Below are 15,921 nucleotides of genomic sequence, written 5' to 3'. Positions count from 1 at the left end.
TTAAATCGCATCTTGATTATTATAAAAAATTGAGGAGGTCAAACCATGAAGAAATTTACACAAGGATTTTTGTTAGGCACATTAGCAACGATTGGTGCTGTAGCCGCTGGCGTTTTTTCATTCCACAAAACCGTTGTTTCACCCATTGAGGACGAAGAGCAACGCGTGGATGACAATCGTCGACGGGCTGTCCGTAAATCCCGTTCATCTCACCTCAACTAGTAGTTTCGCATATTCCAATTTATTTTACACAAAAAATCGGTATCCATCATGTATTCGTTTGAATTCATGATGGATACCGATTTTTTAATAACTTCAAAACACCAAATCTAATACTTGCTAGCTTTCGTTTTACCTTCCCAGTGGCCATAACCATCCGTCAAGATAAAAATCTGTTTGTAACCATTGCGAGCTAAACGAAGGGCTGCCCGTGTGCTCAACGCCTTACCTTCATCGTAAAGGTAAACCGGTAAGTCATCACGAATTTCTTTATAACGTTGACTAAAGGTTGAATAAGGCACACTGCGGGCGCCAAGAATGTGTCCAGAATCAAAGTCCTTTTTTTCACGAACATCGATAATTTGTGCCTTACGCATTCCTGCCTGAAATTCTTCCTGCGTTAACAACGTGGAAACTTGTCGACGCTTGAAAACTAAATAAACACGCCATCCGATCCAACCAAACACGATTAACAGGCCAACAACGTCAAAAATTATTTCTCCTACAGAAGCCGCAACTAACACAAACAATCCCTCCATCTTCTAAACTCAATACTCACATTGTACACATTTGTTCAAACAGTGCCTAGTGCTCATTAGTCTTTTTTGATTTTTGCTCTTCAATTCGGTGTTCATGTGTCAACACCACTTTTGCTTGTAACCACGTTGGTTTATCAATGGCGTTCATTCGATATAAATTATCCAACTCCAGCGCCATGACCTCAATATCCCACATCCGTTTGCCCACATAGACATAAATACCGAATGCTTTTAACACCTGTTGAACATCGTACAACGTCCGTAATGATTTCGGATTGTCACGATACATAAATTCTGCCTCACTTTTGACGATTTCAACTCATCCAGATTAAAACAAACGAATGAGCCCAAAGTTTGCGACAACTACACCAATTAGTCCAACCACGCGCAACCAGCGTGAAACAGCCGGATTGTTATAACGCTTTGGAACACTCAACAAAAAGGCCACAGCAATTCCGCCAATCAACCCACCAATGTGCCCCCAAATATCAATGCCAACTGCAAAGATATCAAACACCAAGTTAACGACCACTAAAATGGAAAACTGCCGAGCAATTGCATGAATTGCGGGATTATTTTGTTCAATGACATCTAATGCGATAAACGCACCAAACAGACCAAAAATGGCTGTACTTGCACCTGCAGACAGCCCTTCCGGATGAAAGAACATACTCCAGACATTACCGGTAAAACCACTGACCAAGTAAATAACCAACGTGCGCCAGTGACCAAACGTCATCTCCACGTAACGACCCAAAAAATAAAGCGTAATCATATTCAGTGCAATGTGTTCAAACGTCACGTGAATAAACATCGGCGTAATTAATCGCCACCATTCACCAGCCTGCACAGCCGTGCCAGACAACGCGCCTGATTCGTCAAGCGATTGAACGGAAAATGGACTCGCTAATGAAATGCCCTGAATGCCAAACTCAAACAGCATCCACAAAAAAACGAGCACATTGATGATAATAAGCCCGACTGTTACTGGTGACCCTCGCCGTATGCGTTGCCAAACGTTCATTAATTTACCTCCTTGAGCGAAATAATTTGTTTTATTTTTATATCAAAAGAATCGGCCGTCCACGTTCGTTTGCGGAAACGTTGGGGAGACAGCGCTAAACTAACTGTTTCACCCTTAAAAGCGGCTAAATAACGGTCATAATAACCAGCACCAAAACCAATGCGACTGCCATCATCAGCAAAGGCAACGCCGGGCACGACAATTAAGTCCATCTGATTAGGGTCAATGCTCTGACCCCCAACAGGCTCCTGAATGCCAAATGCAGATGTCTCAAAAGAAACACCCGCCCCTAAAGTAATGAACGTCATCTGACGATGTGGCAGTGTCTTAGGCACACTAACCTGTTTGCCCGCTGCCAATGCCTGAGCAATTAACGGACGTGTATCTAACTCAACTGCTGCGCTCATGGTTAAGCCGATTGATTTAGCATCTTGCCAAATTGAACTCCCAACCAGCCCATCGATGAGTTGTTGGCTATCAGCCGCTTTATCCGCTGGCGCCATTTCGTCCAATGCATTAATTACGTTTTTTCTGATTACATCTTTTGTTTGCATCATGCACCTCCATCAGCGGATAACGATTGCGATTATTTTCTATTGAAAACAAAAAAGCGCCCGAGGAATTCCCAGGCGCTAATTAGTCATTACTTAGTTTCACGGTGCAAAGTGACTTTGCGATCGTGAGGGCAGTACTTGTTTAATTCGATCCGGTCTGGATTGTTGCGCCGATTCTTTGATGACAAGTATGTTTGCCGACCACATTCGGTGCATTCTAAGGTAATGTGTACGCGCATCTTTAACCCTCCACTCTGCTTGAAATTGGCGAAGACGCCTCAACTCGAACAATTTTATCATTTTTATTCATTGTTGACCAGTATTTTCTGACAATTGACTATTTAAATCCGTCAGAACTTTGAATGTCTTTCCAGTACAAATTATAAATGTCAGCAGCAATATCCTGGTTGACAAGGTATGAAGCAGTTTCTTCCGGCAATCCGGGAACCGCAACAGCAACAGCAACTTGTGGATTATCTGTTGGTGCAAAACTAATGATACTGGAAGTAACAGTTTGCTTACCGTTAACAAATGTTTCGGCAGTCCCCGTTTTGGCAGCAATCCCAGGCTTCAATTTAGTTAGCACTTCAGCCCCAGTTTTATGTGCTGAGGAACCGTTAACCACTTGCCACATCCCTTGTTTAATAATCTTCTTGGCATCAGCACTTGCTGAAACGTAGTTCAATGCTTTTGGATGAGCCTGATATTCAACATTTCCTAGTCCACCATTCTTGTCAGTTCCACGAATTTGTGAGACTAAGTATGGCTGCATCCGATAACCACCATTAGCCAGCGTTGACACATACTGAGCTAATTGTAACGTTGTGTACGCGTCATAGTTACCAAATGCTTCAACTAAGGCTGACCCAATGTTGGCGCGACCAGACAGCCCCTTTAAGCCCGCAGACTCACCTGGTAGGTCAATCCCCGTCTTAACACCCAGTCCATACTGACTGAAATTATTTCTAAGCGTCTGGAACATTGTGCTTGGTAACCCATTGATGGATTCACCTTGCGAATATTTGAAACCAACCATCTTCATCGCAACTTGAACGGCATATGAGTTAGAGGATTCTTCTAGCGCCAGTGCAGCATCCATCGGGAAAGCACCGTTTTGGTTCCAGTCAGTTGTGATTTTCGACGTCCCCGTTAGAATAATCGGTTGATCAACCAGTGTATTGTTCGAAGGTGTAATAGCGCCACTCTCGAAACCGCCGGTCAACATAGCGGGCTTAACAACAGACCCCATAACGATTGGTTGATTGATTGCACCTAATGCATCAGTTGTCACTTTCCCAGTGTTTGGATCACGGGAATCACCGCCCATTGCTAGCACAGCTCCCGTTTGGGGATTCATGACCACTGCGTAAGCACCCTGACAGGTGCCACTTGGCAAGCGTTTATCAATGACTTTTTGGACATCATCCTGAAATTTAGAATTAACCGTCAAGACCAAATTAGAGCCCTTGGCACCAGCGTATTCTTTGGTTTCCTTGGTGATTTTGCTATTATTGCTAACTTCCACAGACGTTCTGGACTTAGTTCCGCGAAGAATTGGCTCGTACGCTTTCTCCAAGTAACTCGACCCAACGGAATCGTTACGTGAGTAACCCTGTGAGAGCAACTCATTAACCTCGTCAGCCGGCAACCCTTGCTTTTCAGTCGTGACAGTCCCTACGAAACTCTTAACGGAATTTCCTGCAGGGTACGACCGTGACCAACTGGTTGCCGTTTTCACACCAGGCATATCTGACATGTGTTCACCGATTTGTGACACTTCCGTGGGCGTTACGTCCGTCTCTTTAATGTAAGTCGTGGACAAGGCATAGGCACCATTCATCTTGGTGAAGATCGTGGCAGCGTTTTTCTGACTGTCAGATAGTTCAGGCTTGTGTTTGGCCACGTAATCCTGTTGAGCGGCCTGCAGAGCAGTTGTGCTCATAGAACTAGCCTTAGGAATTTTAGCAGTGACCGCTGCACTATGTTTGCTATCCGCCAAATAATATATTGCTGCCTGACGATCTGTTAATGTATTCGTCGGCACCGTCAGATAATCGCCAAGCTTGTTAGCCACCTTGTACATATCTTCAGCGGTAACATTGATTCCTTTAGTATAGCTAATGGCCTGATGGGCCTCGTTGCCGACCAGCACTTTACCTGTTGAATCGTAGATCATCCCACGTTGCACATTGTTAGTTTCAATCGTATTATCCGTACGGTTAATTTCTGCCTTAAACATTGAACCTTTTTTCAACTGTAAATAAGCCATTTGAAAGGCCAAGGCTGCTAACAAAAGAAACACAATGACCAGCAGTAAATTTAACCGAAACGGAATCCGCGTCGTTTGATCGTCGTGATTGGTTTGCGTTTTTCTGCGCTGAATAAACTTATTAAACACTGAATCCTCAACCATCCTTATCTAATTCATAATTGCACATCTTTTAACACGATATACGTAAAATTTCGGCAAAGCACTTTGCCAGTCGAAAAGTATCGTCTATCATTGTATAGGAAGTTATCAAAAAGCTAAAGTGGCCAAGGCAAACTTTACTTTTTTTTGAGAGAAAGGAATCCGCTAAAACAATGATCAAACACTTCATCAACAAAACATGGCCATTATTACTGAGCTTTCTTGTGCCCAGTCTTTTCATGTTAATTTATTTTGCCAGCCGTGGCATGGCACCGTTTGGCCGTAGTTCTTTATTAACTGTTGACATGGGGCAACAATACATCGATTTTTTTGCGTTCTTTAGGAATACGTTGCTACATCACCCTGGTAGTTTCTTTTATAGTTTTAGCAAAGCCCTTGGCGGAGAAACAACCAGCTTATGGGCCTACTATTTAATGAGCCCGTTTAACTTATTGCTGCTCCCCTTTAGCAAAGGTGGCCTTTCAACCGGCGTTCTCATAATGACCGTTGCCAAATACGGTTGTGCGGGTCTCAGCCTGGGCTGGGTATTAAACCGGTTGCAGATTCAATCTGGTTGGCGGTTACCCATGTTTGGTACCATCTACGCGTTGTCTGGTTGGACCATTGCCAATCAGCTTAATCTTATGTGGTTAGACGCACTGATTGTTTTGCCATTGGTGGTTTATGGTCTTGAGTGCCTCATCAAACAACAACATTGGTTGCCATACGTAAGTTGGCTAGCAGTTGCCTTCATCGTGAACTATTACATGGCTTACATGATTAGTTTGTTCACCATTTTGTACTTCATCTTTAGTGTTGTTTGGCATTGGCAATCATGGCATCGCCTGCTCATTAATGGCTTACAGTACGTCGGCGCATCCGTATTAGCCGGTGGCATCGCAGCATTTATCCTACTCCCCACATATTTCGCATTACAGCTAAGTAAGGCAAGTTACACCCTCACTAAATTTAAATGGACATGGGATTATGCGCCTTTAAAAATGTTGGGCAAACTTTATCCAGGCGGTTTTAATTTTGCTCAAATGCCTAAGGGACAGCCTAATTTATTTGTCGGCGCGGCCGTTCTTATCCTAGTTGTTGCTTTTTTCATTGAAGGCAAATTTCACTGGTCGGTTAAGCTAGTAGCCGGTCTCATCACCATTTTCTTTGTCCTCTCTGTGTCATTCACGCCATTAAATTTATTATGGCATGCTGGACAATTCCCAATTTGGTACCCTTATCGTTTTTCATTTATCGTCAGCTTCTGGCTTATTTGGTTAGCAGCAATAACGTGGCGTCCGGAAAGACACCTCAATTGGGGGTCAATTGGCGTTACAACCTTGCTTTTAGTCGCAACCGATACCTACGTTTTTATAGACAGTCACCATTTAAATTTCATCACTACAGGACAAATTATCACCGGAACTGCGATGATGCTGATTGCACTCATTTGCCTATCTCCATTAGCACACCGGTTCCACTGGTTACTCTATCTAATTCCGCTGCTGACGCTCGCTGACATGGGCACTAATGCAGTTTTATCACTCAATAAAATTAGCTATGTACCGCAAAACCAGTTTGCAATTTATACCAACATTCTCGATCAGACCAGCCAAGCGACGAAAAACTTGAATTCTGGTTTATACCGTGTTGGCACCACCTTTCAACGTACAAAAGATGATCCCATGCAGGGAGATTACTTCAGTGGCTCACACTTCGGATCAACACTAGAGCGTAAAACAACAGGATTCTACGACTTGACAGGTAATCCCGATGGTGATGGTTTCGTCACATATGCGAACGGAACCGAATTTATGGACGCGTTGCTGAATATGAAATATTTCTGGAGCGTCAATGACATTCCTCTCGTTGGTCATCATTCGGAATACAAATACTTACCAACATTAACTCGTAAGCCAGATCTTCACGACTACTCGGCTACCAAGCAATTGCCACAAACAACTATTTATCAAAATCCTAATAGCTTAGGAATGGGCTTCATGGCGGCCAGACAAACACTTGGCGTCAAACAAATTATTCATGATCCCATGACTAATCAAAATCAGTTGTGGAATGCTTTATTAGGCCAATCATCTCAAACGAAGTTATTCACCGCCGCTAATTTCAACGGTGTAACGTTTACCAACACAAACCGCTTGACCAATATCACCGGATCTACCCTGACCAAAATAAAGCCGCGGAAACCCGCGCAAATGACATTAACCTTCACACCGCAAACCGACGACGCTTACTATTTATCGCTTGGTGCTAATTTGCAAAAGGACAATGTTAAAATGCTGTTGAATGGTCAACCGCTGGCACAGTATCAAACATTCAGAAATACAGTTTTAGTCAATATCGCAAATCAACAAAAGGATGAACCACAAAAAATCACGTTTGTCCTTAAAAAAAATGCTCTCTGGCTTCAAAATGTCACTTTATACCAATTGCCGCAGCAAGCATTCCAAGAGGGAATTAAGCAATTGCAACAGCACCCACTTAAAGTTACGGATTGGGGGCAAACACACCTTAGCGGACACGTCATCGCTACTTATAAACAACCGGTATTGATGACAAGCATCCCTGCTCAAGACGGCTGGCAAGCCTTCGTTGACGGTCATCGTGTCAGCACACATACAATCGCCGATGAATTTATCGCGTTACGACTTACACCCGGTCCTCATCACATTACCCTTCGTTATCGAACACCTCACCTCGGTGCAGGTATTTTCATCTCGCTAGTTAGTCTCGTTGTCTTAGGTGCTAGCGAATGGATAAAGCGTCGCCACAATAACGCTGTTCTTGTCAAATAAGAGTCCCAGCTGTCTAACTGGTTCGTTATTGTAGCAATCAACATTAAAAAGCGTTCTGCTTTTCCGTTTGGAAAAGGCAGAACGCTTTTTAATACTCATCATTTTAAGCTAATCAACAGCATTACTTAATCTCAAGTAACCTACTTCAACCGTGAATCATGTTCTTGCGCAACATATTCATATTTAGGTTCATCATTTTTCTCATCAAAATCAATGACAAAATCGTAACCAGCGAAAAACCACGCATCTCCATAATTCACAAAATACTTAATCCCATCTTTTTCAGTCTCACCAACTGGCCGGTCAGGTTCTTTATCCGGCACCATTGCCATTGAAAAACCATCATGAATCGGTGTTTTACCATATACCTTACCGTAAAACTTCATCCCATCACCTGGTTTCAGACCTACTTCATCTTGAAACCATTTGCTGGCAGCGTCTGTAACTGTAATTTGCATACGTGGGCCTCCACTCTAATGAATTCGCTTTCATGCGTATACTTTAGCACAAATAAAGTGGAAAACCAATGAATACATTCCTGTTAAACGTTGATGTGACAGCCTTCACAAGTACTAACGGTTAACAAACTTTTGGTAGGCCTGTTCGTCATAAACTTTGTCAATTTCGCCAATATATTCAGTGGCTTCACGCACATAACCGTGCTTAAACAGCCACAAACCATCACTCTTGTCTAGTGCAAAGACGCCACCTAGATCATAACGGTCTTTATGTGCATCAACGGCTTCGTTGATCATCGCCCACTGAATTCGGTACGGCGCGAGTAGCTTCGGCTCTTCATTAATACTGCCACCGTACATATACCAGAGCTTATCACCATACTTAAACGCTAATGAGCCGGCCAAATCTTGTGTTTCAGAATGGGCGACGAAGATGCGTAAAATATCAGTGCCTTCAAAGGCCGTTACCATTCTGTCAAAGTAATCTCGCGGACGGTAAGTGATTCCTTGTCGGTGACTCATTGCCTCATAAAGTGCATAGAATCGGTCCATTTCCGCCATGCTGCTACCAGAATCTACCGTTAATTCAGGCTTAATTGAGTGACGCACATCGTGACGCGTATTCGGCCGAAATGTCATTAACACATCATCAATACTTTTATCCTGTAAATCCATCACCATGTTAAACCGCGGCTGAATTGTATCATGTATGCCGACATTACGATTTCTTACTTGGTAACCGTGTTGTTTAAACGTATCGTTTAGTGCATCGTCGTAAACAACCTCAGGGTCCATCCGCAAGACATACACATTGTTTTCTCGTAAGGTAGGCTCTGCTTCTGCTACCAATGCATCGATAGTCGCAACATCCGTTGGATCACAAACCGGTCCCTTTGAACAATAGGCGAGCTTTTCACCGTCTTCATTTGCAATCATTAAGATGGACATCGCCGCTGTAATCTTGCCATCCTTCTCAAGGGTGACATGTAACGGTTCCCAGTTGTTCTTAATTTCTCCCCAACCTGGATCCTGTGTAATTGAAGTAAAGGGTGCGCGTCGCACAAATTCTGTGTAGCGCGTCATTGCATCATGATCTTGTTCATTGATAATCGGCATGTTGTCGTTCCTTTCAAAATTAACTAATTGGTGTAAACCTGTTCATTATTTTACCGTACTTAAGGTATGACGACAAACAGCGGACGCTACCTTAAGGTAATCAAAAGAAGCTGTGAAATCACCAAGCAATATCACCAATAAAGACTAAACGGTGATACAATCTGATTTTTCACAGCCTCTGAGATAGGCCTTATTCACTATTAATGACGCTAAGCACTACTAAAAGCTTATTCAGCGTTCTTAACGGATAAAATTGAAACCTTCATTGACCCAGCAGGAATTTTAATTTCTACTTCATCCCCAACTTTGTGACCAATCAAACTGCGAGCGATTGGCGAATCGTTTGAAATCTTGCCACTCATTGGGTCAGCTTCGGCAGCACCGACAATGGTGTAACTTTCAGGTTCTTCATCAGGCAGTTCCTTAAAGCTGACCAATTTACCAATTGAAACTTCATCAGCAGCCACTGCATTACTGTCAATAATTTCAGCATTGTGTAACATTGTTTCGACCAATGAAATTCGGCTTTCAATGTTAGACTGTTCATCTTTGGCAGATTCGTATTCGGAGTTTTCTGACAAATCACCGAAACCACGCGCAATCTTAATGCGTTCAATAATTTGCGGACGGGTCACTGTTTTTAAATTTTCTAATTCTTTTTCTAGTTTAGCTTTGCCCTCTTCAGTCATTGGGTATGTTTTTTCTTCAGCCATAGTTAGAGGCTCCTTTGTAACTAATTTCGACAGTCACAAGGTTACCATGTGATCTACACCTTGTAAACGGCTTCCTGTAAAAAAACGCACATTCTCCGACTGAATTACGTAAATCACAACCTTAAAGGACCAAAAAACGACAAAACCAGATAAAGTTCCTGTCTTTGCCGTTTTAAGGTGAACTATTTATGCTTCTTTATGATTGGCCTGCTTAAACAGGTTATCCTTACCGTCACGCGCCAAAATGTCACGAATCTTCGTTGACAGAAGATCAATGGCGACCGTGTTTTCGCCGCCTTCTGGAACGATGATATCAGCATAACGCTTCGTTGGTTCCACGAATTCGTGATACATTGGTTTAACCGTTGCTAAATACTGTTTAATAACAGTGTCCAATGTTCGACCGCGCTCATTTATATCACGTTGAATCCGTCGAATGATCCGAATGTCATCGTCCGTATCCACGTAGACCTTTATATCCATTAAGTCACGTAGACGAGGATCATCAAGAATCAAAATGCCTTCTAAAATAATCACATCGCGTGGTTCCTGCCGAACAGTTTCGGCACTGCGTGTGGATTCCTTATAATCATAAACTGGCTTATCAATGGCTTGATAGTGAATCAACCGATCAAGCTGCTTAATAAGAAGATCATTGTCATACGCCAATGGATGGTCATAATTAACTGCTTTTCTTTCGGCCATGGTCATTTCAGCTTGGTCATTGTAGTAAGAATCTTGTTGCATAATCAAAATTGAATGTCCAGCAAGCTGATTATAAATTGCCCGGCTAACTGTCGTTTTACCACTACCAGACCCGCCGGTAACACCAATTACAATTGGCCGCTTTGTCTGCTCTGTCATCATTGATGCCCTCTTGCTTATTATTTTTGTTTATTATTATCGTTTTGATACTTTTGCGTGTACGCATTTTGTTCATCCAGTGTCTTGGAGAAATGAATCTTACCTGTCTTCATATTAGCTACAAAGTACAAGTAGTCTTGATCTTCGTCAGTTGGCTGAGCAATGGCTTTAATAGCATAAATACCAGGGTTATTAAAAGGTCCTGGCCCGTAACCCGTGTTGGCATACAAATTATAAGGCGAATCGACCTTTAAATCAGCCAGTGACAAGTTAGGCTTGTGCGTCTGCAAAGCATACTGAACAGATACATCTGACTGTAACGGCATCTTAGCCTTAATCCGATTGAAGAATACACCTGCTACTTTATGCATATCGCTCGGCGTGTTTGCTTCTTTTTGAGCCAATGAAGCCAATGTCATTGCCTGTTGTACAGTCAGATTTTCTTGCTGGAGCTCAGACAAGTAGGGTTGAATGCGTTGATTAGTAGCGGCAACCATCTGTTCAACTAATGCCTTTAAATTCTTCGGTTTCTTAGTATCGTATACGGCTGGGAACAAATAGCCTTCCAAATGGTAACGAACATCTGAAGCTGACATCGTGGATGACAACAGATCTGGATAAAGCTTTTGAAGACCGTTCAAGAAATCTTGGTCTTTCATCAAGTTTAGGAAATCCTGCTTTGTATATTTGGAATGCTTTGGCAAAGATGCTGCGATCTGATCAACAGATTCACCTTCGGTAATAAGAAGTGAATTTTTAGACGTCGTAATAAGTGGCGTATCTGAACCAACACCGTTCAGTTGTTTAGCCACTTGTTTGACATCCATGTTCTTTGTCACAACGAAATATCCGGCTTTAAAGTCTGCCAGATTATGGTCAGCAATGTACTTGTTAAAAGTTGACGCGCTTTTGATGGCACCAGCTTTTTGCAATTCAGAAGCAACTTGATCAGAAGTTGCCCCTTGCTGAACTTCGATTTGAACTTTCTTGTGACTCTTCGGATCAACAGCCTTCAAGTTATTGGTGTAAGCCATATTGCGGCCAACGACCACGCCAACAATAATGAGCACAATCGCAATGAAGATACCAATTAACCAGTAACGGCCAGCATGTGACCGGCGACGCCTGCGACGTTGCATAATATTAAGTTCCCCCTCTTAAAAAATCATCTTTTACATTGTAGCGAAAAACAGACTACAACACCACATTTCACATAGCAATGACATCTTTTTGACACATTTGCTAATCACAAATTGCTTTTTTGCGTCCGTACTTCCCTTAAGACGACAAAAAGTGCCATGGTGATTTCTCAAATTGAGAGCACCATGACACTTGATTTATGGAACAAGTAACTAATCCATTCGAAATCCATCTAAATTTGTATTAACGAATTTCAGCATCAAATTCCTTTTCTAAAGCAGCGGTTACTTTGTCAAACGCCTTAGTCACATCAGCCTCAACTAATGTCGCTTGGCGATCACGGTAAGTCAACGTATATGCCAGTGACTTCTTGCCAGTTGGCAAATGAACGCCTTCATACACGTCAAACAGTTGAACATCTGCCAAATGTGCGCCACCACGCTTGTTGATTAAAGCAACAACATCAGCATTAGTCACGGACTGATCCACAAGGATGGCGATATCACGTGTAACATCTGGGAACTTCGAAATCGGCTCATACTGTTGTTGATCATGTGGTGCATCAATAAGCGCCTGCAAATTCAACTCGAATACGTAAGTGTCAGGAATCTTATAATCGCTGGCTATCTCAGGGTGAACTTGACCGACAAAACCAACGGCCTGGTCACCAACGTAAATGTCGGCTGTCCGGCCCGGATGCATCTGCGCATGAGCCTGAGTCGCTTCATAATGAACCGGTTTTGAAAGACCCATGTCGTGCAAGAACAAGTCAACAATGCCTTTGATACCGTAAAAATCAACCGTATCAGCCTCTGCATGCCATGTTTTTTTAGTCAATGCACCCGTGACCGCCCCAGCGATGTGTTCAACCTCCAGTGGCCGAATTGCATCACCGTCGCGATAGAACACTCGACCTTGTTCATAAAGGGCGACATTCTTCTGTTTACGGGCAACATTATAAGCAATATCATCCAGCAATCCACTGATTAAATTCATCCGGGCAGTTGTATGATCAGTACTCATTGGAAAGGCTAGCTCAGTAGGTTCGCTATCGCGCATCATGAATTGTTCAGCCTTAGCCGTTGTTGTCAAAGCATAACTAATCGCCTGATTTAACCCAGCGCCCTCTAATAGCCGCCGTGAATCACGAATGATCCGTTGCTTGAACGTTAACGCACCTGGTGTCATTGTGCCATATGGCAATGTCGATGGAATATTATCGTATCCATACAATCGAGCAACCTCTTCAAATAAATCAGCCTCAATATGAATATCCCAACGACGGGCTGGAACAGTGACATTGAATGTCTCACCATCGTTGTCAGTTGGAAAGTTAAGATGGTCAAAGATGTTCTGAACCTGATCGACTGTCAATTGAGTACCCAACACATGGTTAATCCGCGTTAAGGTCACGCTAACCTTTGCAGGTTCAACAGGTGTGTCGCTACCAACACCAGTGCCTTGCTCCGTCTGTCCCAGTCCAAGTTCAGCCATAAGTGCTGCAGCATGGTCTAAGGCATTTTGATTATCGTCCTTATTAACACCGCGTTCGAAGCGCATTGAAGCCTCTGAATGGAGATTAAAGAATCGCGCTGTTTTACGAATCTTAATTGGGTCAAAAATGGCGCTTTCGATTGCAATTGTCGTCGTATTATCGTCAATCTCCGTGTCCAAACCACCCATCGTGCCGGCAATGGCAATTGCATGTTTGTCATCAGCAATAACCATATCGCTATCACGCAATGTGCGGTTTTCACCATCAAGAGTCGTTAAGTGTTCGCCAGCATCTGCCAAACGAACGTGAATATGATGACTAGAAAGTTTGTCATAGTCAAACGCGTGCAATGGTTGACCATACGTCAACATGATGTAGTTGGTCACATCAACGATGTTATTGATTGGCCGCATACCGGCTTCCCACAACCGTTTTTGTAGCCACAGCGGGCTATCCTGAATGGTGACGCCACTGACAACACGCATTTTATATGTCGGTGCCAATGCAGCATCTACTGAGAATTGTAATAGGTCACTGACTTTGCGTGAGCCATCTTCATTTAGCGAAAACGTTGGCATTTTGGGTGTCTTGCCATAAATGGCGCCAACTTCCCAGGCAGTTCCGTTCATCGAGTTCATGTCACCACGGTTAGGCGTTAGATCGGTCTCAACAATGTCGTCATCCATCCCCAAAATTGGAAAGACAGATGAACCATTCTCACTGTCTGCAGGCAAAATGTAAATACCCTCATCATAAGCCTTAGGTGCGATCTTCTCGTCGAACCCAATTTCTTGAAGCGCACACAGCATGCCGTTTGAAGCAACGCCACGCATCTTGCTCTTTTTAATTTTGTGATGACCGGCAATCCAGGCACCAGGCAAAGCAACGATTACTTTTTGTCCCGTGGCGACGTTTGGTGCGCCGCAAACAATCTGTAATGGTTCATCCTCACCGACATCAACCTGGCAGATATGCAAATGATCTGAGTCTGGATGTGGCTCAACGCTGAGCGTTTCACCCACCACCAGCTTACTCATGCCATCACTCATTTTATAAACTTGGTCGACTTCGACCGCTGTTCGTTCAATCTTCTCACCCAACGTCTGTGGGTCCACGTCCAGGGTGAGGTATTCATTTAACCAATCCATTGAAACTTTCATCGCTGTAGTTTACCCCCGTTTGTAAAATTGTGTTAAGAAGCGTGTGTCGTTTAAATAGAAATTACGAATGTCATCGACACCGTATTTCAACATAGCAAACCGATCAGGTCCCAGACCGAAAGCAAATCCGCCATATACGGATGAATCGACACCGGCCATCTTAAGCACATTAGGGTGCACCATACCAGCTCCTAACACTTCGATCCAGCCGGTGTTCTTGCAGACGGCACAGCCCTTGCCCATACAGTTGAAACACGTAATATCTGCTTCAACAGAAGGTTCCGTGAACGGGAAGTAGCTTGGCCGCAAACGAACGTCAAATTCATCGCCAAACAGGTTAGCGGCAACCATTTCCAACGTTCCTTTTAAGTCAGCCATGGTGACGTGCTTGTCAATCACTAATCCTTCAACTTGATGAAATTGATGACTATGCGTCGCGTCATCTGTATCCCGCCGGTAAACACGGCCAGGACTGATCATCTTCAGCGGGCCCTTACTAAAGTCATGAGCCTCCATTGCCCGCGCCTGATTAGGACTGGTATGTGTTCTCATGAGAATTTCTGGTGTGATGTAAAACGTGTCTTGCATATCGCGAGCCGGATGATCCTTAGGTAGATTCATCATTTCAAAGTTGTGATGATCATCTTCAACTTCTGGTCCATCGACAACTTGGTAACCCATTCCTAAGAACATGTCTTCCAACTGATCAATAATCCGTTGAATCACATGCGGTTGGCCCTGTGCAACCGGCGTGCCAGGCAACGTAACATCCAGCGTTTCGGATGCCAGCTTAGCATTAATCGCGGCCTTTTTAAGTTCTTGATTTCGTTCTTCAATCGCCGCCGTCAACTCATCACGAATTTGATTGGCAAAACTCCCAATCTTGGGACGTTCTTCCGCCGAAACATCACGTAAGCCACGTAACGCTTGTGTAATTGGGCCTTTCTTACCGAGTAATTGAACGCGAATTTCATTAATGCGGTCTAAGCTGTCACCTTTTTTTATGTCAGCCAGTCCTCGATCATGCAATTCTTGCAGTCGTTCTCTTAATGCCATGTGCTGCCTCCTAAAAGTTAGTATCTACTCAAATGTGCGCTTAATCTTCCTTAAACAAAAAAATCCCTTTCCTGATAAAAACCAGGAAAGGGACGACGAATCGCGGTACCACCCTCGTTGCACATTATTTACAAACGCAAACAACGTACCACTTAAAGCCGTTAACGGAGGTCCCGGAGAATTTTTTGCTTACACTATCAGATATAAGCGCCCAACTTCTGCTCAAAAAGTGAATTCGCTGTGTGCTCATGAGCGGCTTTCAATCAATGACCGTTCTTCCTGACTAACCCGACACAGTTACTCTTTTTTTTCGTCGCATTTAATTATGAGTAAGTTTACAAAAATTAATTTTATGCTAAT

At 43.3% G+C, this 15,921-nt stretch carries 15 protein-coding genes; 2 read left to right on the top strand and 13 right to left on the bottom strand.

The genetic code is table 11. The features are described 5' to 3' along the window. Positions 1-45 precede the first annotated feature (45 nt). Positions 46-222: a DUF3042 family protein gene (locus G400_RS15980; protein WP_017261745.1), complete on the top strand. Its 177-nt coding sequence runs from the start codon at positions 46-48 to the stop codon at positions 220-222. A 107-nt stretch (positions 223-329) separates the two neighbouring features. Here G400_RS15980 and G400_RS0100815 read toward each other — a convergent pair whose 3' ends face one another. The 6 genes from G400_RS0100815 to G400_RS0100795 form a co-directional block, all read right to left on the bottom strand. Continuing rightward, positions 330-758, bottom strand: coding sequence for a rhodanese-like domain-containing protein (locus G400_RS0100815; protein ID WP_042655394.1), 429 nt, complete (start codon positions 756-758; stop codon positions 330-332). Between the two features lie 46 nt (positions 759-804). Continuing rightward, complete coding sequence (locus G400_RS0100810) at positions 805-1,047, bottom strand: YqgQ family protein (RefSeq protein ID WP_017261743.1); 243 nt, start codon at positions 1,045-1,047, stop codon at positions 805-807. A gap of 39 nt (positions 1,048-1,086) precedes the next feature. Further along, on the bottom strand, positions 1,087-1,782 hold the full coding sequence (locus G400_RS14170; RefSeq protein ID WP_017261742.1) for a rhomboid family intramembrane serine protease: 696 nt from the start codon (positions 1,780-1,782) through the stop codon (positions 1,087-1,089). Further along, positions 1,782-2,336 (bottom strand): 5-formyltetrahydrofolate cyclo-ligase, encoded by a 555-nt coding sequence (locus G400_RS0100800; protein WP_017261741.1) that lies wholly within the window; start codon positions 2,334-2,336, stop codon positions 1,782-1,784. Before G400_RS0100800 ends, G400_RS14170 begins: the two co-directional genes overlap by 1 nt. Positions 2,337-2,425: 89 nt before the next feature. Beyond that, on the bottom strand, positions 2,426-2,575 hold the full coding sequence (gene rpmG / locus G400_RS15975; RefSeq protein WP_081495844.1) for a 50S ribosomal protein L33: 150 nt from the start codon (positions 2,573-2,575) through the stop codon (positions 2,426-2,428). 98 nt (positions 2,576-2,673) lie between these two features. Next, complete coding sequence (locus tag G400_RS0100795; RefSeq protein ID WP_017261740.1) at positions 2,674-4,749, bottom strand: peptidoglycan D,D-transpeptidase FtsI family protein; 2,076 nt, start codon at positions 4,747-4,749, stop codon at positions 2,674-2,676. Between the two features lie 170 nt (positions 4,750-4,919). Between G400_RS0100795 and G400_RS0100790 the strand changes: the two genes are divergently transcribed. Then, a complete protein-coding gene (locus G400_RS0100790) occupies positions 4,920-7,559 on the top strand; it encodes a YfhO family protein (protein ID WP_017261739.1) in 2,640 nt (879 codons plus the stop codon). Between the two features lie 140 nt (positions 7,560-7,699). On the opposite strand, the gene G400_RS0100785 is transcribed toward G400_RS0100790, so the two are convergent. The 7 genes from G400_RS0100785 to pheS all read right to left on the bottom strand — a co-directional run bounded on the left by G400_RS0100785 (position 7,700) and on the right by pheS (position 15,561). Further along, positions 7,700-8,017 carry a HesB/YadR/YfhF family protein gene (locus G400_RS0100785; protein WP_017261738.1) on the bottom strand — a complete coding sequence of 106 codons (318 nt, stop codon included), beginning with the start codon at positions 8,015-8,017 and terminating at the stop codon, positions 7,700-7,702. Between the two features lie 114 nt (positions 8,018-8,131). Continuing rightward, a complete protein-coding gene (locus tag G400_RS0100780) occupies positions 8,132-9,133 on the bottom strand; it encodes a lipid II:glycine glycyltransferase FemX (RefSeq protein WP_017261737.1) in 1,002 nt (333 codons plus the stop codon). Positions 9,134-9,360: 227 nt separating this feature from the next. Continuing rightward, positions 9,361-9,846: a transcription elongation factor GreA gene (gene greA / locus G400_RS0100775; RefSeq protein WP_017261736.1), complete on the bottom strand. Its 486-nt coding sequence runs from the start codon at positions 9,844-9,846 to the stop codon at positions 9,361-9,363. A 186-nt stretch (positions 9,847-10,032) separates the two neighbouring features. Continuing rightward, a complete protein-coding gene (udk, locus tag G400_RS0100770; protein WP_017261735.1) occupies positions 10,033-10,713 on the bottom strand; it encodes a uridine kinase in 681 nt (226 codons plus the stop codon). 17 nt (positions 10,714-10,730) lie between these two features. Continuing rightward, positions 10,731-11,849, bottom strand: a complete 1,119-nt coding sequence (gene mltG, locus G400_RS14165) for an endolytic transglycosylase MltG (RefSeq protein ID WP_017261734.1) — start codon at positions 11,847-11,849, stop codon at positions 10,731-10,733. Between the two features lie 244 nt (positions 11,850-12,093). After that, positions 12,094-14,505: a phenylalanine--tRNA ligase subunit beta gene (pheT, locus tag G400_RS0100760; RefSeq protein ID WP_017261733.1), complete on the bottom strand. Its 2,412-nt coding sequence runs from the start codon at positions 14,503-14,505 to the stop codon at positions 12,094-12,096. 9 nt (positions 14,506-14,514) lie between these two features. Next, entirely contained in the window at positions 14,515-15,561 is a 1,047-nt protein-coding gene (gene pheS / locus G400_RS0100755) for a phenylalanine--tRNA ligase subunit alpha (protein WP_017261732.1), read from the bottom strand. Between the last annotated feature and the right edge of the window lie 360 nt (positions 15,562-15,921).

Source organism: Furfurilactobacillus rossiae DSM 15814 (assembly GCF_000428925.1).
GTDB lineage: Bacteria > Bacillota > Bacilli > Lactobacillales > Lactobacillaceae > Furfurilactobacillus > Furfurilactobacillus rossiae.
Note: the sequence above shows the minus strand (reverse complement) of the source record. Positions and strands in the feature narration are given on the sequence as shown.